Raw genomic sequence first — 22,535 nt, 5'->3', positions numbered from 1 at the left:
TCATGGATGTCGTCGGCTTGAAGGGCGACCGGGTCCGCCTCGTGCCGCTGGACCGGTCGCTGCACCTGGAGAACGCCTACCGCTGGCTCAACGACCCGGCGGTGACGGCGACCCTCAAGCACCACTTCGGCGTCTCCCGGAGCGAGGAGGAGGCGTTCTTCGAACGCTCGGAATCGGCGAGGGATCGCGACCTGCTCTGGGGGATCCACGACGAGTCGGGCCGGCACCTCGGCATGATCGGCCTGCACGTCAACTGGCGGATGCGGTGCGCCTCCGGCGGGCTGTTCCTCGGCGCCCGAGACGCCTGGGGCCAGGGCTTCGGGACCGACGCGGTCCGGGTCCGGACCCGCTTCGCCTTCGAGCAGCTCGGACTGCACCGGGTCGAGGGCCACACCTTCAACCCGTCGATGCGACGGATCTACGAGAAGGCCGGGTACCGCGCCGAGGGGGTCTCCCGGAAGGTGTTCTGGCGGGACGGCCGCTGGAACGATGCCCACCGCTATGCCCTGATCGAGGAGGATTACTTCGGGACCGCCCCTGCTCCCGCGACCGCCCCCGAGGGCGCCGAGGCGCCTGCCCCCACCCCGCCCGGGCCGATCCGCCTGACCGTCGACCAGGCGGTGGGCGCGTTCCACATGCTCTTCTACGACTCCGCCGCGAGGACCTGGGACAATACGCACTGGCTCGGGGCCCGGGTCCTGAAATGCCCGACGGACGCCTGGATCTACCAGGAGATCCTCTGGGACACCCGGCCGGACCTGATCGTCGAGTGCGGCACCCGGTTCGGCGGCTCGGCGTTCTACCTCGCCACGCTCTGCGACCTGATCGGTCACGGCGAGATCCTGACCATCGACGTCGACACCCGGTACACCACCCGACGCGACCACCCCCGGATCACCTACCTCGCCGGCTCCTCGGTCGACGGCGCCATCCTCGACGAGGTCCGGCGCCGGGCCGAGGGCAGGTCGGTCATGGCCGTGCTCGACTCCGACCACAGCCGGGACCACGTCCTCGCGGAGCTGTACGCCTACGCCCCGATCGTCACCCCCGGCCAGTACCTCGTCGTCGAGGACACGAACATCAACGGCCACCCCGTCCTCCCCGGCTTCGGCCCCGGGCCGATGGAGGCGCTCCGGGAGTTCCTCGCCGGCAACGACGCGTTCGAGATCGACCGAGACCGGGAGAAGTTTTTCATGACCTTCAACCCCAGCGGCTACCTGCGGAAGAAGCACCCGCCCGCCTGATCCTCCCCGGCTTGTTTTCGAAGTCCCGGGCACCTTGACGTCACGATCCCGCCGGACGCCGGACGGCATGGCCCTCGGCTTCGAGGGCGGCGGCGGCCCGGTCGAGCAGCCGGCCGGGGACGAGCACGTAGTCGGTGTCGAAGGTCGAGACGACGAACAGGTTGACCCCGGCGTCGGCCAGGGGCCCGGCGATCGAGGCGAGCACGCCGGTCAGCGCGAAGGGCAGGGGGCCCTCGACCCGGAAGGCCCTCCAGCCGCGCTCCGCCCGGACCCCCTCGGGCACGAGGTCGGCCGGGCAGACCACCGAAAGCTCATCGGCCGTCCGGGTCCGGGAGGAGAGCGGGGAGCCGGGCCGGTCGGCCCAGCCCGGCACTGCCGCGCCCGGGTCGAGCCGGGAGACGGCGAAGCTGCCGGGCAGGAGATCGAGTACCAGGGGACGAGCGGACATCGGCCTCCCCCGATCCGGGCGGCCGATCAGGCGCCGACGGCCTTCTTGCGGTCCTTGGAAGAGCGGTCGGCGCGCCTGCGGTCCTCCTCCCGGAGCTCCTTCTTGCGGAGGCGGATCTTGGAGGGGGTGACCTCGACGAGCTCGTCGTCCTCGATGTATTCGAGGGCGATTTCGAGGGTCAGCTCGCGGGGGGGCTTGAGCAGGATGTTCTTGTCGGAGCCGGAGGCCCGCATGTTCGTGAGCTTCTTCTCCTTGCTCGGGTTGACGACCAGGTCGTTGTCCCGGGCGTGCTCGGCCACGATCATCCCCTCGTAGACCTCGTCGCCGGGGGCGACGAACATCACCCCGCGCTGCTGGAGGCCGTCGAGGGCGAAGGCGATGGCCTGCCCCCGGCAATTGCTGATCATCACGCCGTTGGGGCGGCGGGGGATTTCGCCACGGTGGGGGCGGAACTCGTGGAAGTTGTGGTGCATGATCGCCTCCCCCTGGGTGGCGCTCAGCAACCGGGTGCGGAGGCCGAGCAGCCCTCGGGCGGGGATCACGAACTCCATGTGGGCGTAGGTGCCCTTGAGGTCCATGTTCAGCAGCTCGCCCCGGCGGTTGCCGACCAGCTCCATCGCCGGCCCCCGGTGCTCCTGGGGCACGTCGATCACGAGGTACTCGTACGGCTCGTGCTTGACGCCGTCGATCTGCTTGACGACGACCTCAGGCTTGCCGACCGACAGCTCGTAGCCCTCGCGCCTCATCGTCTCGATCAGGACGGAGAGGTGGAGCAGGCCCCGGCCGGAGACCATGAAGGAGTCTCGGTCCTCGGTCGGCTCCACGCGGAGGGCGACGTTGGAGCGCAGCTCCTTGTCGAGCCGGTCCTTCAGGTGGCGGGAGGTGAGGTATTCCCCCTCCCCGGTCAGCGGCGAGTCGTTGATCGTGAAGAGCATCCCCAGGGTCGGCTCGTCGACCTCGATCCGGGGCAGGGGGGTCGGATCCTCGGCGGCGGAGACGGTGTCGCCGATGTCGACGTCGGCCAGGCCGACCAGCGCGACGACCTCGCCGGCCGAGGCCAGCTCGACCTCGACCCGGCCGAGCTTGTCGAAGACGAGGACCTGGTTGATCGTCCCGGGGATGGCCCGGCTCCCCGCCTTGATCAGGCTGGCCGGCTGCGCCTTGCGGACGGAGCCGGAGACGATCCGGCCGATGGCGATCCGGCCGACGAACTCGGAGAAGTCCAGGGTCGTGCAGAGCAGCTTGAAGGGGCCGTCGGCGTCGACCTCGGGGCCGGGGATCTTCTCGACGATCAGGTCGAGCAGGGGGCGGATGTCGCCGGATCGGGCCCCGGGGTCGTGCGAGGCGTAGCCGGCGCGGCCGGAGGCGTAGAGGTAGGGGAAGTCGAGTTGCTGGTCGTTGGCCCCCAGCTCGATGAAGGTCTCGAAGACCTCGTCCAGGACCTCGAGCGGCCGGGCGTCGGGCCGGTCGATCTTGTTGACCACGACGATCGGCCGGAGCTTGTTGGCGAACGCCTTGCGGAGGACGAACTTGGTCTGCGGCATCGGCCCTTCGAAGGAGTCGACCAGCAGCAGGCAGCCGTCGGCCATCTGGAGGGTGCGCTCGACCTCGCCGCCGAAGTCGGCGTGGCCGGGGGTGTCGATGATGTTGATCTTGGTGCCGCCATAGCCGATGGCGATGTTCTTGGCCAGGATCGTGATGCCCCGCTCGCGCTCCAGGTCGTTGGAGTCGAGGATGCAGTCGCCCATGAGCTGGTTCTCTCGGAACGAGCCCGACTGGCGGAGCATGGCATCGACCAGCGTCGTCTTGCCGTGGTCGACGTGGGCGATGATGGCCACGTTGCGGATGTCGTCGCGTCGGGTCATGTTCGAGGTGTCTTCCGGCGGAAACCGGTTCGGGGGGTCGGGGATTGATGCGGCCGGGGGGGGAGGTGGGGCTACTTCGGCACCTTAACAATACGGTCGGGGCAGCCATCCCGACAAGGCCGACCGACTCTCGGAGCGGCCGGGGGTCGGAGACCGAGAAGGGGTCCGGACGGGGCCGGGATTGGTTCGGTGCGCCAATGGGGTGAGAGTGGAATTCGTCATAACTTGTTAAGGAGGAGCGGTATGTGGTTTGTCAAATGGGTTCGCTCCGTCGGATTTGCGCTCCCGGTGTGCGAGAGGGGGACCGAGCGAGGGCCCTGGTCCTCCCCCCGATGCCTGGGCCCCTGGGATTGGTCTCGATCCGGCTGGACGGATGCGGGTCGGAGGGGATGCGAGGGGATCGGTGCGCTGGGGAGGAAATCCGCAACGGCTTTGCCCTGGGTGAGTTGCGTTCGGCAAATGGGTTCGCTCGGGGAAATGACACTCCCCTTGGGACTTCGAGTTCGGGCGAACTCCGGACCCAGATCAACCCGGGCGGAGGGACGCTGCCTGATGCGTGCATGAAATCGGTGTGAAGAGGCTCGATCTCCACGGTCTGGAGTCGAGTCGAAAAGGTGGCGCATGTTTGGTTGCGTGTTCTTATGGGTGTTGTCTTGCGTGATCTATAGTGCCATGCCTGGTGGGATCGTTTTCGTGACTGATTGCGTGAGTGTGGATGATGCGTCACTGGTGAAGGTCGCCAGGGTGATGGCCGGGGGCCTGGGCTGTTGAAGAGGAGCCGGGCCGTCTCCTATACGATCGAGGGGGCGGGCCGTTTAATTCACTCAAAATTGGGAGAATCGGTCTGGGCGCCCGGGGACGGTTGCCCGGAACGGCCCAGCGATCGGACGCTCCGGAGAGCGTCTCGACGTGGTCGGGTCGGTCGGTGGCGAGATCCCGGGGCTCGCCAGGGTCGGCGGGGAAGTCAAAGCGCGACCAGGGGGCCTGGGCGTCGGGGCGAGGGAGTTGTGGGGGGGGGCCCCCGGCCGGAGCGGGCGGGGGTGGGGTCGAGGCCGTCGAGGGTGAGGTCGTCGGGGGGCTCGACCCCGCCGGCGGAGAGGGCGAGTGGGGGAAGCGGGGAATTGCCCGATGGGGGCCTCCACGGAGGTCTACAATGATCGCGACCCGGGCCGGGGGATGTCCCCGATGCCCGGGAGGGCTTGCACGTGTCGATCCTGCCGGGGGGGCCCGGCTCCGACGGTCGGCGTCGGGCCCGGCCCCAGCCTTCGAGTCGAGGAGTTCCCGTGATCGAGGTCGCCCGCCCCGCCCCCGTCCTCGATCGGCTCGCGCCCGGGCGCGATCGCGATCGGATCGACCTGTATCTGAATGCGTTCCTGGCCGAGTCCCGGCGTCGGCACCTGGGGAACGCGCACCTGGAACCGCTGTATGAACAGGTCTGCGGGGCCGTCCTGCGGGGAGGCAAGCGGATCCGACCGCGGATCTGCCTGGCGAGCTACCGGATCGTCTCCGGGGAGGACGAGGTGCCTCCCCGGCCGGCCTGGCTGGCGGCCAGCAGCCTGGAAATCTTCCACGCCTTCATGCTCGTGCACGACGACCTGATCGACGGCAGCCTGCTCCGCCGCGACCGGGACACGCTGCACGAGGCGTTGCGACGGGGGCACGACCGGCCGGAGTCGGACCGGGCCCGCAAGCTCGGCTCCGACCTGGGCCTGATCGGCGGGGACCTGCTGTTCGCCCTCGGGATGAGGATGGTGAGCCGGGCGGGGATCGACCCGAAGGTGGCGCCCGGGGTCCACCGCCTGCTCTCCGACATGCTGCTGGAGACGGGCCTGGGCGAGGCGCTCGACGTGCTCTACGACGACTGCCCGCTGGAGCGGATCACCGAGGCCCAGATCATCGAGGCGTACCTGAGGAAGACGGCCCGCTACAGCATCTCCGGGCCGCTGGTGCTCGGCGCGATGCTGGCCGAGGCGCCGAGGGCCGTCTGCCGGGCGTTGGACCGCTTCGGCGACCTGCTCGGCCTGGGCTATCAGATCCGCAACGACCTGGACGCCCTGGCCGTCGGGCCTGACGAGGGGGACCACCCGGACCTGGACGGCGGGAAGCGGACGATCGTGCTCTGGGACGCCCATCGGCTGTTGACGGCCTCGGGGCGTCGGGAACTGGCCCGGCTGCTCGACGAGGGGCCGGGGATCGGGCGTCGCCGACGCCTGCACGCCCTGATCCACGAGAGCGGGGCGATCGAGGCGAGCGAGGATCGGCTGCGGTCGTTGCAGGAGGAGGCGCACTCGGCCCTGGTCGAGTCGCCGCTGGATCCGATGCAGCGGCGATCGCTGCTGGCGCTGATCGACCTGCTGCCGGGAGGGGTCCCGACCTCGGCGGCGGGGGTGGGGCGGGACTGATCGGGGCGATCGGGCCGGTTCCCGGGGGGGTGGTCGTCGTCCGACCGCCGGCGGTCAAGGTCCCTCGCTCGAAGGTCGAGAGTCGCAGGCATGAGCATCGAGACGGTGGTTGATTCGAACGTCGACTCGCCCGCTCGGGGAGGCGACGGCCCGGCCCGGCCCGGCCCGAGGGCGGTGGTCATCGGCAGCGGCTTCGGCGGCCTGGCGGCGGCGATCCGGCTGCAGGCCAAGGGATACGCGACCACGATCCTGGAGATGCGCGACAAGCCCGGCGGCCGGGCCTACGTGTACGAGGACGAGGGGTTCGTCTTCGACGCCGGGCCGACGATCATCACCGTGCCGTTCCTCTTCGACGAACTGGCCGAGGTGGCGGGCAAGCGGCTCGGGGACTACGTGTCGATCGTGCCGTGCGACCCGTACTACCGGATCTACTTCGACGACGGCTCGGTCTTCGACTACGTCGGCGACCCCGACCGCTTCGAGGCCGAGATCCGCAAGTTCAACCCCGACGACGTGGACGGCTACCGCCGATTCGTCGAGTACACCCGGAAGGTCTTTGACCGCGCCTTCACCGACCTGGCCCACCACTCCTTCCACAGCGTCTGGGAGATGGCCAAGGTCGCGCCCGACCTGATGCGGCTGAGGGCCGAGGTGCCGGTCTTCCGCCGGGTCTCGCAGTTCATCACGGACCCCCGCCTGCGGGTCGCGCTGTCGTTCGAGCCGCTGCTGATTGGCGGGAACCCGCTGAGGTCTTCGTCGATCTACGCGATGATCCACTATCTGGAGAAGACCTGGGGCGTCCACTTCGCCATGGGGGGGACCGGGGCCCTGGTCGACGGCCTGGTCCGGATGTTCCGGGACATCGGCGGTACCATCGAGCTGGGCGCGCGGGCGGAGGAGATCGAGGTCGAGCGGGGGGGCGTCCGGGCCGTCCGGCTGGCCGACGGGAGGAGGCTGGAGGCCGACGTGGTCGTCTCCAACGGGGACGTGGCGAACACGTATCGCAAGCTGATCCGCCCCGAGCACCGCCGCAAGTGGACCGACCGACGGCTGGAGCGGATGCGATACGCCATGAGCCTGTTCGTGGTCTACTTCGGCACGGACCGGACGTATGAGCACCTGCCGCACCACGCGATCATCCTCGGCCCCCGCTACGAGGGGCTGCTCCGGGACATCTTCGACCGGAAGGTGGTGGCCGACGACTTCTCCCTCTACCTGCACACGCCGACGAGGACCGACCCGTGCCTCGCCCCCCCGGGGTGCGAGGGGTTCTACGTGCTGAGCCCGGTGCCCCACCTCGGCGGCGGCCAGGACTGGGACGCGATCAAGGAGCAGTACGCCGACCGGATCCTCGCCTCCCTGGAGAAGGATCATCTCGTCCCGGACTTGCGCAAGCACCTGGTGACGAAGCGGATTTTCACGCCCAAGGACTTCGAGACGCAGCTCGATGCGTACATGGGCTCCGCCTTCCAGTTCGAGCCGGTGCTGACACAGTCGGCCTGGTTCCGGCCGCACAACAAGAGCGAGGACGTGGAGGGCCTGTTCTTCGTCGGCGCCGGGACGCACCCCGGGGCCGGGCTGCCGGGGGTGGTCAGCAGCGCGAAGGTGCTCGACCGCTGGCTGCCTCCCGTGGCCCGAACGGAGGGGGCCTGAGCGGTGGCCGTCTCGGCGGCGGATGCCGACCTGGCCCTCGGGGAGCGGGTCTGCCGGCGGATCACCCGGCATCATGCCAGGACGTTCTACTTCGCCTCCCATTGCCTGCCGAGGGAGACCCGGCGGCATGCCTACGCGATCTATGGCTTCTGCCGCTGGGCGGATAATGCGGTGGACGAGGCGGAGGGGGTCGAGGAGGCGTCGAGGAGACTGGACCAGGCCCGAGCCACGCTCGACCGGGCCTACGGCGACGGCCCGGCGTCGCCGGGGGTCCTGGCGTTCCGGAGGACGGTGAAGGAACGGGAGATCCCCCGGGAGCTGTTCGACGCCCTGCTCGACGGGATGGCGATGGACCTGACGATCGACCGCTACCCGGACTTCCAGGCGCTGGACCTGTACTGCTACCGGGTCGCGGGCGTCGTCGGGTTGATGATGACCCGCGTGTTCGGGTATCGTGACCCGTCGTGCTTCCCCCGGGCGCTGGCGCTCGGCCGGGCGATGCAGCTGACCAACATCCTCCGGGATGTTCGAGAGGACCTGGACCGGGGCCGCGTCTATCTGCCCCAGGACGAGCTGGCCCGATTCGGGGTCGCCGAGGGGCAGCTGGCCGAGGGGCGGGTCGACGACCGGTTCCGCGACCTGATGCGGTTCCAGATCGACCGGGCGAGGCGGGCCTATGCCGAGTCGGGGCGGGGCGTCCCGCTGCTGATCGGCGCGACCAGCCGGCTGACCGTCCGGGTGATGGGCCGGCTCTACGGCGGGATCCTCGACGAGATCGAGCGCCTCGACTACGACGTCTTCCGATCCCGGGCCCGGGTCTCGACCGCTCGCAAGCTCCGGCTGCTGGCAGGGTGCCAGCTCGAGACGATCGGCGAAGGGCTGCGACGCTCCTGGACCTGAGAGACCCCACCGTGACCGCCTCTCCCACACCCTCCCCGGCCCCGGCCCCGACTCCGACGACATCCGCCCTCGACCCCGACCGCTTCTTCGACCTGCAAGCCCCCGGCTCGCAGGAGTGGTGGTACTTCGACGCGATCAGCGACGACGGGCGGGACGCGCTGGTCGTCATCTTCTTCGCCGGCCTCCCCTTCGACCCGGCCTACGGGATGGCGGCGAAGCGGCATCTGAAGCGGCCGGACCGGCACCCGGCGCCCCACCCGCTGGACCACTGCGGGATCAGCCTCGGCTGGTATCGGCCCGAGGGGGGGACGATCCGACGCCGGGGCCGGGGCAACCCGGGAGACCGGGCCCAGGCCTACGCCCTGGACGCCCACCGCCGAGACGCCTTCGATCACGACCCGTCGCCGTTCCGCGTCTCCGTCGCCGGCAGCCGGGTCGAGCGGGACGAGGAGGGGTACCGGATCGTGGTCGGGGTGGCGGACTGGGACCCGAAGCGTCGGATCACCGCCGACCTGCGGTTCCGGCCCGCCGGGGGGACCGAGCCGTTCGAGGTGGACCTTGGGGCGGAGGGCTCGCCCCACCGCTGGATCCTGGCGGCGGCCGATTGCCGGGTCGAGGGGACCCTGGCCATCGACGGCCCCGGGGGCGACTCGGTCGCCTTCAAGGGCCGGGGCTACCACGACCACAACGCCGGGTCCGAGGAATTGTCCCTGGCGATGCGGCGCTGGGAGTGGGGGAGGGTCCACGAGGGGGACCGCACCGAGATCTACTACGTCGCCGAGCCGAGGTCCGGCGGGAGGCGGTCGCTCTGGATCTCGTGCCGGGACGGCAAGCCGGAGGAGATCCGGGAGGGGCCGGCCGAGGCGGTCGCACAGCCCTGGAAGAATGAGTTCTTCGTGCCCTACCACGGGGCGATGACGTTCACCGACGGGGACGGGAGGCGCCTGCAGCGCTGGAACGACCACCACGTCGACTCCGGGCCATGCTACCAGCGCTGGCTGGCCGAGTTCCGGGGGCCGGGGTTCCGTTCCAATCGGGTCGGCTTCAGCGAACTGCTGGATACCGCCCGGATGAACCACCCGCTCTACAACTGGATGATCCCGTATCGGCTGAGGAGGCACCCGGCCCCGGGCTGATCGGGCGGGCGACCGGACGGCCGAGTGTCGCCCGGTCCGGACGGTTCTCGACTGCCTTCCCGGAGCATCCAGGAGAGGCAACGCGGGCCTGCGCGATCGAACACCCCGATCCGGGCCCCGGTGCGATCGGGCCGGGCCGGGGGAGGGGATCGATGCTGGTGTTGAGCCGCAAGCTGGAGCAGCGCATCGTGCTGGGCGACGGCATCCGGATCACCGTGGTCGCCATCGAGGGCGGCCGGGTCCGGCTCGGGATCGAGGCCCCTCCCCAGGTCGCCGTCGTCCGGGCGGAGATCGCCGGGGAGGGCGGGGGGCCGAGTCGTCCCGATCGGCGAGGCCCGGCCGGGCCTCGCCGGACCTGAGGGCCCGGCCGAACTCCACGAGGCCCCGGTCAGAAGGCGATGGCCGAGGCGCCCGCGTCTCCCGTCCCGCCGCCGCCTGGGCTGTCGGGCCGGCCGCTGAAGCGGGCGATGGCACGCTGGCCGACGGCGAAGGTGCCCAGCGTCAGGTCGACCGGGTTGGCGCCGCTGGTGGGGGGCTCGCCGCCGGGGAACTCCCAGATCAGCGCGGCGTTGTAGGTGGCGTCGCCCGATTCCTCGGTGTAGAAGTAGATGTGGATGAGCTGCTGGTTGCGGTCGGTGAGGGTGGCACGCTCGAAGGAGAGGGAGCGGGCGGGCTCGCTGCGGGGCCAGATGGTCTTGGAGACCTGCTCCAGGGGGGCGGAGGTGACCTCATCGCCGTAGACCACTTTCAGGACGTCGAGAACGTCGGCGCGGAAGTCGCCCCGGGGGACCGGCGGCTGCTCGGGCTGCTCCTGGCCCTGCTCGGGCTCCTGGGAGTCTCGCCGGGCGAGGGCGTGGACCTGGTACGGGCCGGTCGAGAGCTGGTCGCCGGCGCCGGGGGTGATGAAGCTGTTCTCGGCCTCGAAGAAGCCGGGATTCAGGGGGATCAGCTGGAACTGCCCGACCTGCTCCAGGCCCTGGGGGGCCCGGAAGTAGATGTCGTTCTCGGCGAAGGCGCCCTGCATCGGCCCGGCGAGGGTCGCGTTGATCGTCATCTCGTCCTTGATCCGGCGCTCGGTGGCCTGCAACCGGGCCTCGTAGCTGGCGAAGCCGCAGCCGAGCGGGGCGATGGACAGGGCGCAGAGCGCCGCGAGGGCCGGGAGCCGTCTCATTGGGGACCTCGATGCCGGGGCGGGGCGGGGCGATTGGCGCGTGCGGATCGACCCGGGGGCCGAACCGCCACCGGCCGGCCCCGGTCGGGTCGGGATGACAGAATGGTCGGCCCGCCCGGCCCGAGTGTCAAGAGAGCTGCGCCGGGGAGTGGGCGGAGGCGTGCGGGGTGCTCGACCAGAGGATCCGGCGGAACTCGACGGCGTCGGCCGGATCCTCGGGGGCGACCGGCACGACGTCCGGCTCGAAGCTCGGGTCCTCGGCCCGGAGCAGGGCCACCTGACCGGCGAGCTGGAACCATCGGACGACCGTCCGGCCGCCGACCCGGGCGGCCACGAGGGCCCCGTTGAGCGCCTCGGGCTCCTCCGACTGCTCGGAGACGCCGACCACGGCGCCGTCGGCCAGGATGGGGACCATGGCGTCTCCCCGGACCCGGATGCACCGGAAGTGCCGGATGCCGGCGAGCCACTCCCGCTTCAGGGGCATGGTGACGAAGTCGAGGTCGCCCGGCCTCCCCGCCTCGGCGTCGGGATCCTCGACCCGGACGACGACCTGATCGGCGTCCGGATCCGGGCCGGACGCGGGGGGGAAGATCACCCCGCCGGGGTCGTCGAGCCCGTCCCCCTGCTCCAGCATCGACAGGGCCCGGCGCAGCAGGTCGGGGACCGACCCGGGGGGGGCCGGGGGGGCGTCTGCCCCGGGCATCGGCCTGACCCGTCGGAACTTCGAGCCCTGGCCGTGCAGCAGCCAGAGGGGCTCGACCTCGGTCAGTTCGATGAACCGCAGGAGCACCTCGGAGGGTACGGTCACCCCCGTCTCGTAGTTGTACCAGGTCCGGATCGGCAGGTTCAGCCGCCGGGCCAGTTCCGGCCCGCCCCGCTCGCCGTACTGTTCGGTCCGGATTTCCTTGAGCCGGTGGGCCAGCTCGCACTTGGTGCGGACGACCTCCGGGGAACTCTTGCAGCGCGCCATCGGTGCAGATTCCTCCTCCCCCCCGGGAGCGATGGGAGAGATAATGACCGCCCCCTCGCGGCCGAGCGGACGCCCGGCGTGTGGAAGAATCCTAGTATAGCAATCGATGAAGGTAAAGGAAGGCGAGAGGGATGTCTGGCGGGAGGGAGGTTGCATGAGATCAACGTCGGTCGTCGTCATCGACCTCGATCCCCATGAGGAATTCGGCGATGGCCTCGTCGGCCTCGCCGCTCTCCGGTGCGGGTTCGGGCTCGGGGGAGGGCTTGGCCTTGGGCTTGGCCGGGGGGGCGGCCGCCTTGGCCGGGGGACTCGATGCCTGGGCGGGTTCGGGCTCCGGGGCCTTGGCGGGCTTGGCGGCGGGGGCCTTGGCGGGCTTGGCGGCGGGGGCGACCTTGGCGGGGGGAGGGGCCGTGTCGTCGTCGCCGGTGACGAAGGAGAGCACGTCGTCCTCATCGAGCGGGATCGGGGGATCGACCGACTCGGGGATGGCCGTGTCGCCGGGTCCGGCCTTGGCGCCGGGGTCGGAGCCGGAGGAGACCCCGGCAGCGGCGGCCGGGGCGGCGGCCGCCGTCGCCTTCTCGACCCGGAACTTGATCGGCCCGACGAGCAACTCGTCCCCGGCCTCCAGGACGCGTTGCTCCTCGATCCGCTTGCCGTTGACGAAGGTGCCGTTGGCGCTGCCCAGGTCCTTGACCAGCAGCAGCCCCTTCTTCTCGAAGAGCTGGCAGTGCTTGCGGCTGACCTGGGAGGAGCGGACCGTCAACTCGCAGCCGTCCTGGCGGCCGACGGTGGTGACCCCGTCGGCCAGTCGGATGGTCTTGGCGGCGCTGCGACCGTGCTGGACGACAAGCTGGTAATCCATGGGACGAACCTCAGCACCATCGGGGGCGACAGGACCCGACCGTCCTGGGCCCGGGACGAGCGCGATTGCTGGGGGCCGAGTCGGAAATGAGTTGACCATTCTACGATACCACCGGAATCCCCCTGGGGGCAATCCCGGGGGGGCCGGGCGGGGCCCGACGGGGCGATCGGGGGGGCGGAAAGTTTCGGCGGTGGGGCCTTGCCTTGGCGGCCGGGGCGGGGATATATTGGGATCGTCTCGCTCACGCGGGGCACACAATTCGACGCTGATCAGGCCGGCCCCACCGACTGATCGCGACGGGCGGGAGTAGCTCAGGGGTAGAGCACCACGTTGCCAACGTGGTTGTCGTGGGTTCAAATCCCATCTCCCGCTCTTTATTTTATTGGTGGACGATTCACCGACCCCCGGGCTGGCGGCCGACGCTCGAGCATATCGGGTTGGACGGGGTATCCCGAGCTGCCCCCCGGCCCGATTGATGTCTCTGCGGAAGGACCGCCCTCGATGAGCACCGGGGAGAACGAGCGCGACGAGCCCCAGACCGAGGCCGCCACGGCCGAGGGGGAGGCCATCCAGGAGGGGGACGCCAAGAAGCGTCTGAACCTGGACGTGCAGATCACCGACGCCGGCCCGTGCAAGAAGCACGTCAAGATCGTCGTGCCGCGATCGGACATCGACGAGCAGTTCGAGGAGTCGATCGGCACCTTCCGCAAGGAAGCCCTGGTGCCCGGCTTCCGGCCCGGGAAGGCCCCCAGGGAGCTGGTCCAGCGCCGCTTCCGCAAGGAGGTCGCCGGCCAGGTCAAGTCGGCCCTGCTGATGGCCTGCATGGAGCAGCTCGACGAGGAGCACAAGCTCAACCCGATCACCCAGCCGGAATTCGACTTCGAGGCGATGGAGCTGCCCGAAGACGGGCCGATGGAGATCGAGCTCGACGTCGAGGTCCAGCCCGACTTCGAGACGCCCGAGTACAAGAACCTCGTCGTCAAGCGGCCGGTCCGGAAGATCGCCGACGCCGACGTGGAGGGCCAGTATCGGGCCTTCCTCGAGCGGTACGCCCAGATCGTGCCGAAGCTCGAGGGCGGGGCCGAGCCGGGCGACTACGTCGTGGCGGATCTCTCCTTCTCGCACGACGGCAAGACGCTCAACGAGGTCAAGGAGGTGCAGTTCCGCCTCCAGCCCCAGCTCCGCTTCCAGGACGGGGTGATCCCCGCGCTGGCCGAGTCGCTGACCGGGGCCAAGCCGGGGGAGTCGAGGACGGCCAAGGCGCAGATCGGCACCTCGTCCCCGGACCCCAACCTCCGGGGCAAGGAGGTCGACGTCTCGATCCAGGTCCACGACCTGAAGGCCGTCCGCCTGCCCGAGGCCGACCCCGCGTTCTTCGAAGGGATCGGCTTCGACGACGAGCAAGATCTGAAGCAGGCGTTGCGATCGGTCCTGGAGCGCCGGGTCGAATTCCAGGCCCGCCAGGCGGTCCGCCGCCAGATCGTCGACCAGTTGATCGAGCGGGTGCCGTTCGACCTGCCGGCCGACCTGGTCAAGCGACAGGAGATCTCGACCCTCCGCCGCCTCGTCAACGAGATGCGGGAGGCCGGCTATTCGGACTCCGAGCTGCGGGCCCGGGAGGCCGAGGTCCGGGCCAACGCCCACGAGGTCACCCAGCGGAACCTCAAGGAGTTCTTCCTGCTGGCCAAGATCGCCGAGGGCGAGGACATCAAGGTCGAGGACGAGGACCTGTCCGACGAGATCGAGATGATCGCCTATCGGGGCGACGAGACGCCCCGACGCGTCCGGGCCCGCCTGGAGAAGGAGGGCCAGATGGACAACCTGGCCACCCAGATCCTCGAGCGCAAGGCGATCGACCGGATCCTGGAGTACATCACCGTCGAGCTGGAAGAAGTCTCGACGCCGGAGGACGAGCCGGCGGCCGACACGCTCGACGAGACGGCCTCGGGGGCAGTGGCCGAGGAGACCGAGCCCGCCTCGGGGGGGTCGTCCGAGGAGGAGTGATTCGGCGGCGGCCGGACGGTGACGGCCGCATCGCCCCGAGCATCCGCACGTCCGGGCCGGGCGACCCGTCGGGTCGACCGGCCCGCCTTGACCCGTCGTCGGGCCGACCCGGGGCCCGGTGGCCGGCCCCCTTTCGGCCCCGGCCGGACCGGCCCGCGATCCGCCCGATCCGCCCGATCCGCCCCGAGGACCACGTCCCATGACCTTCGACCGCGCGCCCTTCGACGCCGACCCCCTCTCGCCGGTCCTGCAACGCAACCGCAACTACAACAGCCAGCGCCAGATGACGCTGAGCGACCTGCTGCTGGAGAACCGGATCGTCTTCCTCGAGGGGCCGATCAACGACGGCATCGCCAACATCACGGTGATGAAGTTCCTCTACCTGCAGTACGAGAACCGCTCGCAGGGCATCAGCTTCTACATCAACAGCCCCGGCGGCAGCGTGACGGCCACGATGGCCATCTACGACACGATGCAGTTCATCGACTGCTCGGTGGCCACCTATTGCATCGGCATGGCCGCCTCGGGCGCCGCGGTGCTGCTGGCCGGCGGGACCAAGGGGAAGCGCTACGCCCTGCCGCACTCCAAGGTGATGATCCACCAGCCCTACGGGCAGGTCGGCGGCCAGATCTCCGACATCGAGATCCAGGCCCGGGAGATCATCGACACCAAGCGGGAGATCAACGAGATCCTCGCCAAGCACACCGGCCAGCCCTTCGAGCAGGTCGCCCGGGACACCGAGCGGGACCGCTACCTCAAGGCCCTGGAGGCCCGGGATTACGGGATCGTCGACCACGTCGTCGGCCACATCCCGACGGACGAGTCGAAGAAGGGCGAGCCGTCGAAGTGATCGGGAGTCGTCGGGAGGCGGTCGGCGGTCGGCAGGACTGGGCACCGATCCGCCTCCCCGGCCGCACCCCGCCGCCCTCCGCATCCTCCCTTCGCCGCCGACTGCCCCCCGCCGACCGCCGACTCATTCGCCCAAGGAGCCTCAGACGATGCCCCTGATCCCGATCGTGATCGAGCGTTCCGGCCGCGAAGAGCGGGCGATGGACATCTACTCCCGCCTGCTGCAGGACCGGATCATCATCCTCGGCACCGCCATCGACGACACCGTGGCGAACCTCGTCGTGGCGCAGATGCTGGTGCTCGCGCACCAGGACGACAAGGCCGACATCCACCTCTACATCAACAGCCCCGGCGGCAGCGTGACCGCGGGCATGGCGATCTACGACACCATGCAGTACGTCCCCTGCGACGTGGCGACCTACTGCATGGGGCAGGCCGCCAGCATGGGATCCCTGCTGCTGGCCTCGGGCGCCGCGGGCAAGCGGAACGCCCTGCCGCACGGCCGGATCATGATCCACCAGCCGCTGGCCGGGATGGAAGGCACGGCCACCGACATCGAGATCCACGCCCAGGAGTTCTTCCGCATGAAGCGGCAGCTCAACGAGATCTACCAGAGGCACACCGGCCAGACGCTGGAGAAGCTGGAGCAGGACACCGACCGCGACCGCTTCATGTCGGCCGACGAGGCCAAGGAGTACGGCCTGGTCGACAACGTGATGGACCGGGAGATGCCCATCCCTCCCCGGAACCCCGAGGCGATCTGAGCCCGGCGGCTCGCCCGGCGGACGTCCGGAGGCCGACGACCGAGGGGGGACCCGATCGGCCGTCGGCCTCCGATTTTTCGTCACCCCGGCCCGGGGGAGGGACGGTCCGGTTGGCCCGAGGCGGCCGGCCTGGGCGGGGCGTCCGGACGCGGTCGCGCGGATCGCCAGGCGATGGGACCGCCGAGGGTCGCCAGGGCGAGGGCGAACCAGGCGAAGGCGATCGGCCAGGCCGGGCGTCGCCGCTCGGTCGCCAGCCGGGCCTTCAGGGCGGGGCCGAGCGCGAGGATCAGCTCGTCGGCCCGCCGACCGAAGGCCGACACCTCGGCGGTCCTCGAGCGCCCCGAGGTCTTCAGGGCCAGGCCCCGCCCCGCGACCCGGTCCTCGAAGCCGTTGAGCGTCGGGGAGAACTCGCCGGGGAGCTGCGCCAGCGCCTCCCGGAGGGCGGCGTGGGCCCGGGCGGGGTCGATGTTGTAGACCAGCAGCCGGCGGTGGCTCGGCCCGGCGAGCGCCAGGGCGGCGGTCGTGAGCAACGACAGCCAGGCGAGGTGGGCGGCGAGTCCGGGCGACCGGAAGACGGCCTGGAGCAGGAATCCGCCCACCGGGCCGTAGGCGAGCAGGGCGCCGAGGCCGAAGGCCATCAGCAGATAGTCGACGGTGCCGGAGACCAGCCTCGGCCGGGGGGAGCAGAGCCAGAGCCCCTGGGCGGCGAAATAGCAGGCCAGGGGGCCGAGCGTCACCAGCAGCGCGGCCATCGACGAGGTCAACGGTGTGCCCCCGATCGGGAGGGTCGGAGCCGGGGAAGCGGACCTCGCATCACGGCGACGGGACCGACCCGGCCAGCTCGGCCAGGATGGGGGCATTGGCCTCGGGGAAGGTCAGGCCGGGCAGCGTCCCGGCCGGGACCCAGAGGAACCCCGAGTCGGGGGCGGGCTCGGAACTCGGGTCGGCCGGCCGCGCGTCGAAGTAGTGCAGCTCGACCAGCCCGTGGGGATATCGGTGCGTGATCAGCCGTCGCTTGCGGCTGATTTCGACGACCAGGCCGGTCTCCTCCAGGCATTCCCGGCGGGCGGCGAGCTCCGGGGGCTCACCGGGCTCGCACTTGCCGCCGGGGAACTCCCAGAGTCCGGGCATCGGCGAGCCGGGGATCGGGGGGCGGCGTCGGATCAGGTAGCGGCCGTCCCGGCGGACCAGGCCGATGCCCACCCGGGTCGCCTCGGTCGGTCCTCGCATCGGCCCTCGAGCCCCGCGTGGAAGGTGTCCCGGCCGGTCCGGGCGGCCGGTCGGGCTCAACCCTTGGCCTGGAGCGCCGCCTCCAGCGCCTGTCCGGGAGAACCCATGACATTGTAGCCGCAGTCGACGTGCAGGATCTCCCCGGTGATGCCGGAGGCGTGGTCGGAGAGGAGGAACATGCCGGTGGAGCCGACCTCCTCCCGGGTGATGTTCCGCTTCATGGGGGAGATGGCCTCGTAGAGGCCGGCGAGCTTGTCGGAGTCCCCCACGGCCGAGGCGGCCAGCGTCTTCACCGGCCCGGCGGAGACGCCGTTGACCCGGATGTTCTTCGGCCCGAGGTCGTAGGCGAGGTACTTGACCGAGGCGTCGAGCGCGGCCTTGCAGACGCCCATCATGTTGTAGCCCGGCACCACCTTCTCGCCGCCGTAGTAGGTGAGGGTGACGATCGAGCCGCCCTCGGGCATCAGCTCGGAGGCGTATCGGGAGACGGCGACGAGCGAGTAGACGCTGATGTCCATCGCCAGCTTGAAGCCCTCCCGGCTGGCCTTGACGAAGGGGCGCTTGAGGTCCTCCAGCGGGGCGAAGGCGATCGAGTGCAGGACGAAGTCGAGCGTGCCGAAGGTCTCCTTCGCGGCGGAGAAGGCGGCGGCGATGTCCTCGTCCTTCTGCACGTCGCAGGGCACGAGCAGCTTCGGGCCGATCGGGTCGACGACCCGGCGGACCCGGCGTTCCATCTTCTCGCCGGGGAGGTGGGTGAAGCCCAGTTCCGCCCCCTCGTCGACGAGCTTCTGCGTGATCGCCCAGGCGATGCTGTAGTCGTTGGCGACTCCCAGGATCAGCCCCTTCTTGCCCGAGAACAGCCCCATCGCCGGGTCCCTCGTGGTGTCTGCCGGTCCGTGCGTCCGGATCGAACGATCGAGTCTGCCCGTCGAGGACGTCGCCTCAAGCGGGGCGGTCCTTGCCCGTCGGGCCGGAGGTCGAGCGCCCGGGACGCCGATCGCCCCGGGACTCCGAGATGCTCGCAAGCATAACGCCTGAGGCCGGTTCGCTCAACGCGGTCTCTCGCCCGGGGGCTGGGAGGCGTCCGGCCGGTCGAGCCGAAGTGCGGCCGACCGGAGGTCGGCGTCGAGGGCCGCTCCGGCCCGGGCCATCGCCTGCTGCGTGGCGGCGCCGACGGCCAGGCCGAGCCGTTTCGCCTGAGGATCGGCCCCGCCGATGCCGAGGCCCTGGAGCAGGTCGAAGGCGGACTGGATCTGGGGATCCCGGGCCAGTTCCCGGCCGGCGTCGGCGGGGAGATCGGCGGTGCTGGCCTCGGCCCGTCTCCAGGCGGCCCGCTCCCATCGGGCCGGGCCCGTCCGGACGAGCAGGACCGACTCGACGGCCACCCGGTCGAGGTCCTGGGAGACCTCCAGGCTGGTCAGTACCGCCCCGACCCGGCCCGAGGCCTCGATCCGACCCAGTAGGGGCCGCATCGGGTCCTGCGAAGGCGGGGCGCCGAGCAGGTCGCCGACGAGGTCGCCCACGACCCCCGCCAATCGGGCCCGGTCGAGTTGCGCTCCCCCGGGGCCGGCGTCGGGCATGACGAGGTCGCCGAAGCGGACAAGCCGGAGGTCGTGGTCGGTGAGGACCTCGGTGCTGGCCCGCCGGGCGAGCCATCGGCGGTCGGACTCGATGGGTGTCGGGAGCAGGTCGTCGATCGGCGCCGGGTCGATGTCGCCGATGGCGAACCCCCGGGCCTGGAGCCCGGCCCGGAGGCGGTCGAGCGGCATCGTCTCCACGTCATCGAACCCGGCCCTCCAGCCCTGGCGGAGCATCCGGCGGCGGTCCTCGGCCTGGGATTCGACCCGGGTCACGTCGCGGCGGTCGACCGAGACGACCATGAGCGGGGATGAGGCCGCATCGGCCATCCCGGAGAGCCGATCGAGCTCCCCGTCGAGCCACTCGGCGATCGGGTCGGGGCCGATCTCGGCCATCGAGCGGCGATCCTCCCTCCAGCGGCGGAGGCGGTCGAGCCGATTGGCCCGGGCACGGTGCCGGGCCCGGCGGTCGAGGGCCTCCCATTCGACGAGTCGACCGGGCTCGAGCTGCTCGACCCAGGAGCGGCGGACGACCACCTCGACCCGGGTCGATCGCGTGGGCGAGACCTGGCCGAGCAGGGTCGTCCCGTCCCGGAGGACGACGCGGTCGGCGGCGATGGTGCCGGGATCCTCGACGGCGGTCGGGGTCGGGCCGAGGACGAGCACGAGGAGGGCGAGGGGCCGGAACATCTCATTCCTCCGACGGGTCTCCTCGGGTAGACTCGTCCCGGATGCCGTGTTCTCCCCTGCATTCTACAGGCCCGAGGTGCATGATGGCTCGGATCCGGTGGATCCCCGAGGACGAGGCCGGCGGGGAGATCGCCGACGCCTACTCGGCCTGGAAGGCGGCCAACCCGGGACGGCCCAAGATCCCGGGCATCCTGAAGTGTTTCAGCCTGAGGCCCGACTTCTTCCGGGACGTGGTGGGATTCTCCGAGCGTCTGCAGTTCTCCGAGGGACACCTGACGAGGCGGCAGAAGGAGATGATCGCCACCTACGTCTCGGCCCTGAACCAGTGCCCCTACTGAACGGGGTCGCATGCCTTCTTCCTGCAGTTGCAGGAACCCGACCCCTCCGTCCACGACCACCTCTCCCGGGCCGACCTCGACGGCGCCCCGTTCCCCGAGGCCGAGCGTGCCCTCCTTCGGTTCGTCGAGACGATCACCAGGCATGCCTACCGGGTCACCGACGAGCAGGTGGAGTCGCTCCGGCAGGTCGGCTGGGCCGACGAGCAGCTCGCCGAGTGCGTCTACATCGCGGCGTTGTTCGCGTTCTTCAACCGGGTGGCCGACGCCTTCGGCCTGGCCGACCCGAACTACTTCGCCTCCCCCCCGCCGAGGGGCGGCGAGCCCTCGGGCGAGTGATCGCGGATGGGAGGGGGACCGGAATTGTCTCCGATGGGGGACCGGGCGTGGCTGGCCCGGTTCGAGACGACCCGGGACGCCGCGGCCTGGGCCGAGGCGGTGCGGGAACGCCGGTGGCCGGGCGTGGCGGACGTGGTCGCCGCATATCGCTCGGCGGCGGTCTTCGCGGCCCGGGACGCGGACGACCTGGACGCGATCGAGGCGAATCTCATGGCCGAGCCGGTCCCGGGCGGGCGATCGGCCGTCGGCCGGTCGGTCCGGGTGCCGGTGCTCTACGACGGCGAGGATCTGGCCGAGGTGGCCGATCGAGTCGGCCTGACGGTGGAGGAGGTCATCCGGACTCATGCCGGGACCGGGTACACGGTCCGGGCGATCGGCTTCCTGCCGGGCTTCCCCTACCTGGGGGAACTCCCCGGGCCGCTCTCCGGCCTGCCGAGGAGGGCCCACCCTCGGGCCAGGGTCCCGGCCGGGTCGGTGGCGATTGCGGGGCAACAGACGGGGATCTACCCGGGGGAATCGCCGGGGGGCTGGCACCTGATCGGGAGGACGCCGGTGGTCCTGGCGGATCCGGCCCGGGGCTATTTCGCGATGGGGGTCGGGGACCGGGTCCGCTTCGAGCCGATCGGCCCCGGCCGGTTCGAGGCCTTGCGGGGCCTCCTGCTCGACGACGAGGCGGTGGGCGCCGTCGGGACGTGATCGCCTCGACATGATACGATGCCTGGGTCGCGACCCGGGCGGGCCCGGGGCGGCTCGGAGCCGGAGGCCGCTGTCAGATGATCTTCCCGCTCGGGACCGACGCCCCGATCTACCACCGACCGATCGGCACGATCGGCCTGATCGTGCTGAACGTGGCCGCCTTCTTCGCCTCGCTGGAGTACTTCGGGCAGGAGGACTGGGAGCGCTACCAGCTCGCCGTCGGCCAGGGGGTCCGGCCGCTCCAGTGGATCTCGCACGGCTTCCTGCACGCCGACGTCTTCCACCTGGCCGGGAACATGATCTTCCTCTGGTCCTTCGGGCTGATCGTCGAGGGGAAGGTGGGGCTGCTCGCCTTCCTGGGGATCTACCTCGGCCTGGAGGTGCTCGCCGGGGCCGCGATCCAGGCGACCCTGCTGGGGGCCGACCCGGATTACGCCCTGGGGGCCTCGGGGGTGATCTACGGGCTGATGGGGATGGTCCTGATCTGGGCGCCGAGGAACGAGCTGTCGGTCTTCTACCTGCTCTTCGTCGGCTTCCGGATCCTCACGGGCGTGAAGGAGGTGGCCATCTACCTCTTCGCGATCTTCTACATCGGCTGGGAGTTCGCCTCGCTCTTCTTCACCGGGCTGACGCTCTCCTCGGCCCTCGGTCATGCGACGGGGGCGATCTGGGGCCTGCTGCTGGGGACGGTCCTGGTGCGGTCGAACCTCGTCGACTGCGAGGACTGGGACCTGTTCTCGCTCCGTCGCAAGCGGCGGCTGGCCCGGAAGTCGGGGACCGGTTCGACTCGACGAGACTGGACCCCGAAGGCGGGGAAGCGACGAGATCCGGCCCCGACGGGACGGATCGAGCGGGCCGGGACCGAGCCCGAGGGCTCGACGCCGGTCCCGGTCGGGCGAGGAGGGGGCGGGTCGGGGCTCCCGTCGGAGGCGCGGATCGCCGACGCCCGGCGCCGGGTGGCTCACATGCTCGACCAGCAGATGGCGACGGCCGCCCTGCAGGCCCACCTGAAGGCGGTCGACCTCCTGCCGGGCTACCGGCTGGAGGAGGCGGAGCACCTCCGGCTGATCCGGGTCCTGCTGGAGCAGGGGCTCGAGGCCGAGGCCGTCGGCCCGATGCGCGAGTTCATCGCCCGTCATCCCTCCCGGGCCCATCGCGTCCGGCTCCGGCTGGCCCAGTTCCTGATCGATCGCCAGGAACGTCCCCTCGCCGCGTCGAGGATCCTGGAGCCGATCCCCGCCGGAGCCCTTCCCGAGAACCTGGAGGCCCTCCGGTCGCGACTGCTCCGACGCGCCGAGGAGTTGAAGGCCGAAGGAGTCCTGGAAGTCGAGGGGGATGATTGAGGGGCGAGGGATCGGCCCCGATCCCGCCCCCGGGTTATCCGTGGTCTACCCATCGGC

22 protein-coding genes and 1 tRNA gene are annotated in these 22,535 nt (G+C 70.7%); 14 read left to right on the top strand and 9 right to left on the bottom strand.

The window, feature by feature from the left end; translation table 11 throughout:
* Positions 1 to 2: 2 nt before the first annotated feature.
* Complete coding sequence (locus ElP_RS29085) at positions 3 to 1,244, top strand: CmcI family methyltransferase (RefSeq protein ID WP_145276208.1); 1,242 nt, start codon at positions 3 to 5, stop codon at positions 1,242 to 1,244.
* A 40-nt stretch (positions 1,245 to 1,284) separates the two neighbouring features.
* Here the strand turns inward: ElP_RS29085 and ElP_RS29080 are convergent, their stop codons facing one another.
* Positions 1,285 to 1,692, bottom strand: a complete 408-nt coding sequence (locus ElP_RS29080) for an ACT domain-containing protein (RefSeq protein WP_145276206.1) — start codon at positions 1,690 to 1,692, stop codon at positions 1,285 to 1,287.
* A gap of 26 nt (positions 1,693 to 1,718) precedes the next feature.
* The gene (gene typA / locus ElP_RS29075; RefSeq protein WP_145276205.1) at positions 1,719 to 3,557 is read right to left on the bottom strand and encodes a translational GTPase TypA; all 1,839 of its coding nucleotides are present in this window, start codon (positions 3,555 to 3,557) and stop codon (positions 1,719 to 1,721) included.
* 1,283 nt (positions 3,558 to 4,840) lie between these two features.
* Between typA and ElP_RS29070 the strand changes: the two genes are divergently transcribed.
* The 5 genes from ElP_RS29070 (at position 4,841) to ElP_RS29050 (ending at position 10,007) form a co-directional block, all read left to right on the top strand.
* Entirely contained in the window at positions 4,841 to 5,959 is a 1,119-nt protein-coding gene (locus ElP_RS29070) for a polyprenyl synthetase family protein (protein ID WP_197446468.1), read from the top strand.
* Between the two features lie 90 nt (positions 5,960 to 6,049).
* Positions 6,050 to 7,612 carry a phytoene desaturase gene (locus ElP_RS29065; RefSeq protein WP_145276201.1) on the top strand — a complete coding sequence of 521 codons (1,563 nt, stop codon included), beginning with the start codon at positions 6,050 to 6,052 and terminating at the stop codon, positions 7,610 to 7,612.
* Between the two features lie 3 nt (positions 7,613 to 7,615).
* Positions 7,616 to 8,512: a phytoene/squalene synthase family protein gene (locus ElP_RS29060; RefSeq protein ID WP_145276199.1), complete on the top strand. Its 897-nt coding sequence runs from the start codon at positions 7,616 to 7,618 to the stop codon at positions 8,510 to 8,512.
* An 11-nt stretch (positions 8,513 to 8,523) separates the two neighbouring features.
* Entirely contained in the window at positions 8,524 to 9,648 is a 1,125-nt protein-coding gene (locus tag ElP_RS29055; protein ID WP_145276197.1) for a hypothetical protein, read from the top strand.
* Between the two features lie 152 nt (positions 9,649 to 9,800).
* Positions 9,801 to 10,007: a carbon storage regulator gene (locus ElP_RS29050; protein ID WP_145276195.1), complete on the top strand. Its 207-nt coding sequence runs from the start codon at positions 9,801 to 9,803 to the stop codon at positions 10,005 to 10,007.
* Positions 10,008 to 10,036: 29 nt separating this feature from the next.
* On the opposite strand, the gene ElP_RS29045 is transcribed toward ElP_RS29050, so the two are convergent.
* The 3 genes from ElP_RS29045 to ElP_RS29035 all read right to left on the bottom strand — a co-directional run bounded on the left by ElP_RS29045 (position 10,037) and on the right by ElP_RS29035 (position 12,651).
* Entirely contained in the window at positions 10,037 to 10,819 is a 783-nt protein-coding gene (locus ElP_RS29045; RefSeq protein WP_145276193.1) for a hypothetical protein, read from the bottom strand.
* 127 nt (positions 10,820 to 10,946) lie between these two features.
* The gene (locus tag ElP_RS38875; RefSeq protein ID WP_197446467.1) at positions 10,947 to 11,789 is read right to left on the bottom strand and encodes a LexA family transcriptional regulator; all 843 of its coding nucleotides are present in this window, start codon (positions 11,787 to 11,789) and stop codon (positions 10,947 to 10,949) included.
* 160 nt (positions 11,790 to 11,949) lie between these two features.
* A complete protein-coding gene (locus ElP_RS29035; protein ID WP_145276192.1) occupies positions 11,950 to 12,651 on the bottom strand; it encodes an FHA domain-containing protein in 702 nt (233 codons plus the stop codon).
* Positions 12,652 to 12,951: 300 nt separating this feature from the next.
* Here ElP_RS29035 and ElP_RS29030 point away from each other — a divergent pair.
* The 4 genes from ElP_RS29030 to ElP_RS29015 all read left to right on the top strand — a co-directional run bounded on the left by ElP_RS29030 (position 12,952) and on the right by ElP_RS29015 (position 16,268).
* Positions 12,952 to 13,023: transfer RNA gene (locus tag ElP_RS29030), tRNA-Gly, on the top strand.
* A gap of 129 nt (positions 13,024 to 13,152) precedes the next feature.
* A complete protein-coding gene (tig, locus tag ElP_RS29025; RefSeq protein ID WP_145276190.1) occupies positions 13,153 to 14,655 on the top strand; it encodes a trigger factor in 1,503 nt (500 codons plus the stop codon).
* 199 nt (positions 14,656 to 14,854) lie between these two features.
* The gene (locus tag ElP_RS29020; protein ID WP_145276188.1) at positions 14,855 to 15,505 is read left to right on the top strand and encodes a ClpP family protease; all 651 of its coding nucleotides are present in this window, start codon (positions 14,855 to 14,857) and stop codon (positions 15,503 to 15,505) included.
* Positions 15,432 to 16,268, top strand: a complete 837-nt coding sequence (locus ElP_RS29015; RefSeq protein WP_315852683.1) for an ATP-dependent Clp protease proteolytic subunit — start codon at positions 15,432 to 15,434, stop codon at positions 16,266 to 16,268. Before ElP_RS29020 ends, ElP_RS29015 begins: the two co-directional genes overlap by 74 nt.
* An 80-nt stretch (positions 16,269 to 16,348) precedes the next feature.
* Here ElP_RS29015 and ElP_RS29010 read toward each other — a convergent pair whose 3' ends face one another.
* From ElP_RS29010 to ElP_RS38870, 4 genes are all read right to left on the bottom strand, one after another.
* Positions 16,349 to 17,032 (bottom strand): hypothetical protein, encoded by a 684-nt coding sequence (locus ElP_RS29010; protein WP_145276184.1) that lies wholly within the window; start codon positions 17,030 to 17,032, stop codon positions 16,349 to 16,351.
* A 49-nt stretch (positions 17,033 to 17,081) separates the two neighbouring features.
* Positions 17,082 to 17,498 carry a (deoxy)nucleoside triphosphate pyrophosphohydrolase gene (locus ElP_RS29005; RefSeq protein WP_145276182.1) on the bottom strand — a complete coding sequence of 139 codons (417 nt, stop codon included), beginning with the start codon at positions 17,496 to 17,498 and terminating at the stop codon, positions 17,082 to 17,084.
* Between the two features lie 56 nt (positions 17,499 to 17,554).
* On the bottom strand, positions 17,555 to 18,364 hold the full coding sequence (locus tag ElP_RS29000) for an enoyl-ACP reductase FabI (RefSeq protein ID WP_145276180.1): 810 nt from the start codon (positions 18,362 to 18,364) through the stop codon (positions 17,555 to 17,557).
* A gap of 183 nt (positions 18,365 to 18,547) precedes the next feature.
* Positions 18,548 to 19,765: a hypothetical protein gene (locus ElP_RS38870; protein WP_197446466.1), complete on the bottom strand. Its 1,218-nt coding sequence runs from the start codon at positions 19,763 to 19,765 to the stop codon at positions 18,548 to 18,550.
* A gap of 80 nt (positions 19,766 to 19,845) precedes the next feature.
* Between ElP_RS38870 and ElP_RS38865 the strand changes: the two genes are divergently transcribed.
* The 4 genes from ElP_RS38865 (at position 19,846) to ElP_RS28980 (ending at position 22,478) form a co-directional block, all read left to right on the top strand.
* Entirely contained in the window at positions 19,846 to 20,103 is a 258-nt protein-coding gene (locus ElP_RS38865) for a carboxymuconolactone decarboxylase family protein (RefSeq protein ID WP_197446465.1), read from the top strand.
* A 27-nt stretch (positions 20,104 to 20,130) separates the two neighbouring features.
* Positions 20,131 to 20,439, top strand: coding sequence for a carboxymuconolactone decarboxylase family protein (locus ElP_RS28990; protein ID WP_145276178.1), 309 nt, complete (start codon positions 20,131 to 20,133; stop codon positions 20,437 to 20,439).
* A 33-nt stretch (positions 20,440 to 20,472) separates the two neighbouring features.
* Positions 20,473 to 21,135, top strand: a complete 663-nt coding sequence (locus ElP_RS28985; protein ID WP_261344392.1) for a 5-oxoprolinase subunit B family protein — start codon at positions 20,473 to 20,475, stop codon at positions 21,133 to 21,135.
* A 77-nt stretch (positions 21,136 to 21,212) separates the two neighbouring features.
* Positions 21,213 to 22,478, top strand: coding sequence for a rhomboid family intramembrane serine protease (locus ElP_RS28980; RefSeq protein ID WP_145276174.1), 1,266 nt, complete (start codon positions 21,213 to 21,215; stop codon positions 22,476 to 22,478).
* Positions 22,479 to 22,535: the final 57 nt, after the last annotated feature.

This window comes from Tautonia plasticadhaerens (genome assembly GCF_007752535.1).
Taxonomy (GTDB): Bacteria; Planctomycetota; Planctomycetia; order Isosphaerales; family Isosphaeraceae; genus Tautonia; species Tautonia plasticadhaerens.
This window is presented reverse-complemented; position numbering and strand designations above follow the sequence as displayed.

Coding starts and splice junctions, on each gene's coding strand:
- ElP_RS29005 (WP_145276182.1), bottom strand. CDS start 17,498: ATGCGAGGACCGACCGAGGCGACCCGGGTGGGCATCGGCCTGGTCCGC.
- ElP_RS38865 (WP_197446465.1), top strand. CDS start 19,846: ATGATGGCTCGGATCCGGTGGATCCCCGAGGACGAGGCCGGCGGGGAG.
- ElP_RS29085 (WP_145276208.1), top strand. CDS start 3: ATGGATGTCGTCGGCTTGAAGGGCGACCGGGTCCGCCTCGTGCCGCTG.
- ElP_RS29050 (WP_145276195.1), top strand. CDS start 9,801: ATGCTGGTGTTGAGCCGCAAGCTGGAGCAGCGCATCGTGCTGGGCGAC.
- ElP_RS29065 (WP_145276201.1), top strand. CDS start 6,050: ATGAGCATCGAGACGGTGGTTGATTCGAACGTCGACTCGCCCGCTCGG.
- typA (WP_145276205.1), bottom strand. CDS start 3,557: ATGACCCGACGCGACGACATCCGCAACGTGGCCATCATCGCCCACGTC.
- ElP_RS29080 (WP_145276206.1), bottom strand. CDS start 1,692: ATGTCCGCTCGTCCCCTGGTACTCGATCTCCTGCCCGGCAGCTTCGCC.
- ElP_RS29020 (WP_145276188.1), top strand. CDS start 14,855: ATGACCTTCGACCGCGCGCCCTTCGACGCCGACCCCCTCTCGCCGGTC.
- tig (WP_145276190.1), top strand. CDS start 13,153: ATGAGCACCGGGGAGAACGAGCGCGACGAGCCCCAGACCGAGGCCGCC.
- ElP_RS28985 (WP_261344392.1), top strand. CDS start 20,473: ATGGGGGACCGGGCGTGGCTGGCCCGGTTCGAGACGACCCGGGACGCC.
- ElP_RS38870 (WP_197446466.1), bottom strand. CDS start 19,765: ATGTTCCGGCCCCTCGCCCTCCTCGTGCTCGTCCTCGGCCCGACCCCG.
- ElP_RS38875 (WP_197446467.1), bottom strand. CDS start 11,789: ATGGCGCGCTGCAAGAGTTCCCCGGAGGTCGTCCGCACCAAGTGCGAG.
- ElP_RS28980 (WP_145276174.1), top strand. CDS start 21,213: ATGATCTTCCCGCTCGGGACCGACGCCCCGATCTACCACCGACCGATC.
- ElP_RS29045 (WP_145276193.1), bottom strand. CDS start 10,819: ATGAGACGGCTCCCGGCCCTCGCGGCGCTCTGCGCCCTGTCCATCGCC.
- ElP_RS29035 (WP_145276192.1), bottom strand. CDS start 12,651: ATGGATTACCAGCTTGTCGTCCAGCACGGTCGCAGCGCCGCCAAGACC.
- ElP_RS29000 (WP_145276180.1), bottom strand. CDS start 18,364: ATGGGGCTGTTCTCGGGCAAGAAGGGGCTGATCCTGGGAGTCGCCAAC.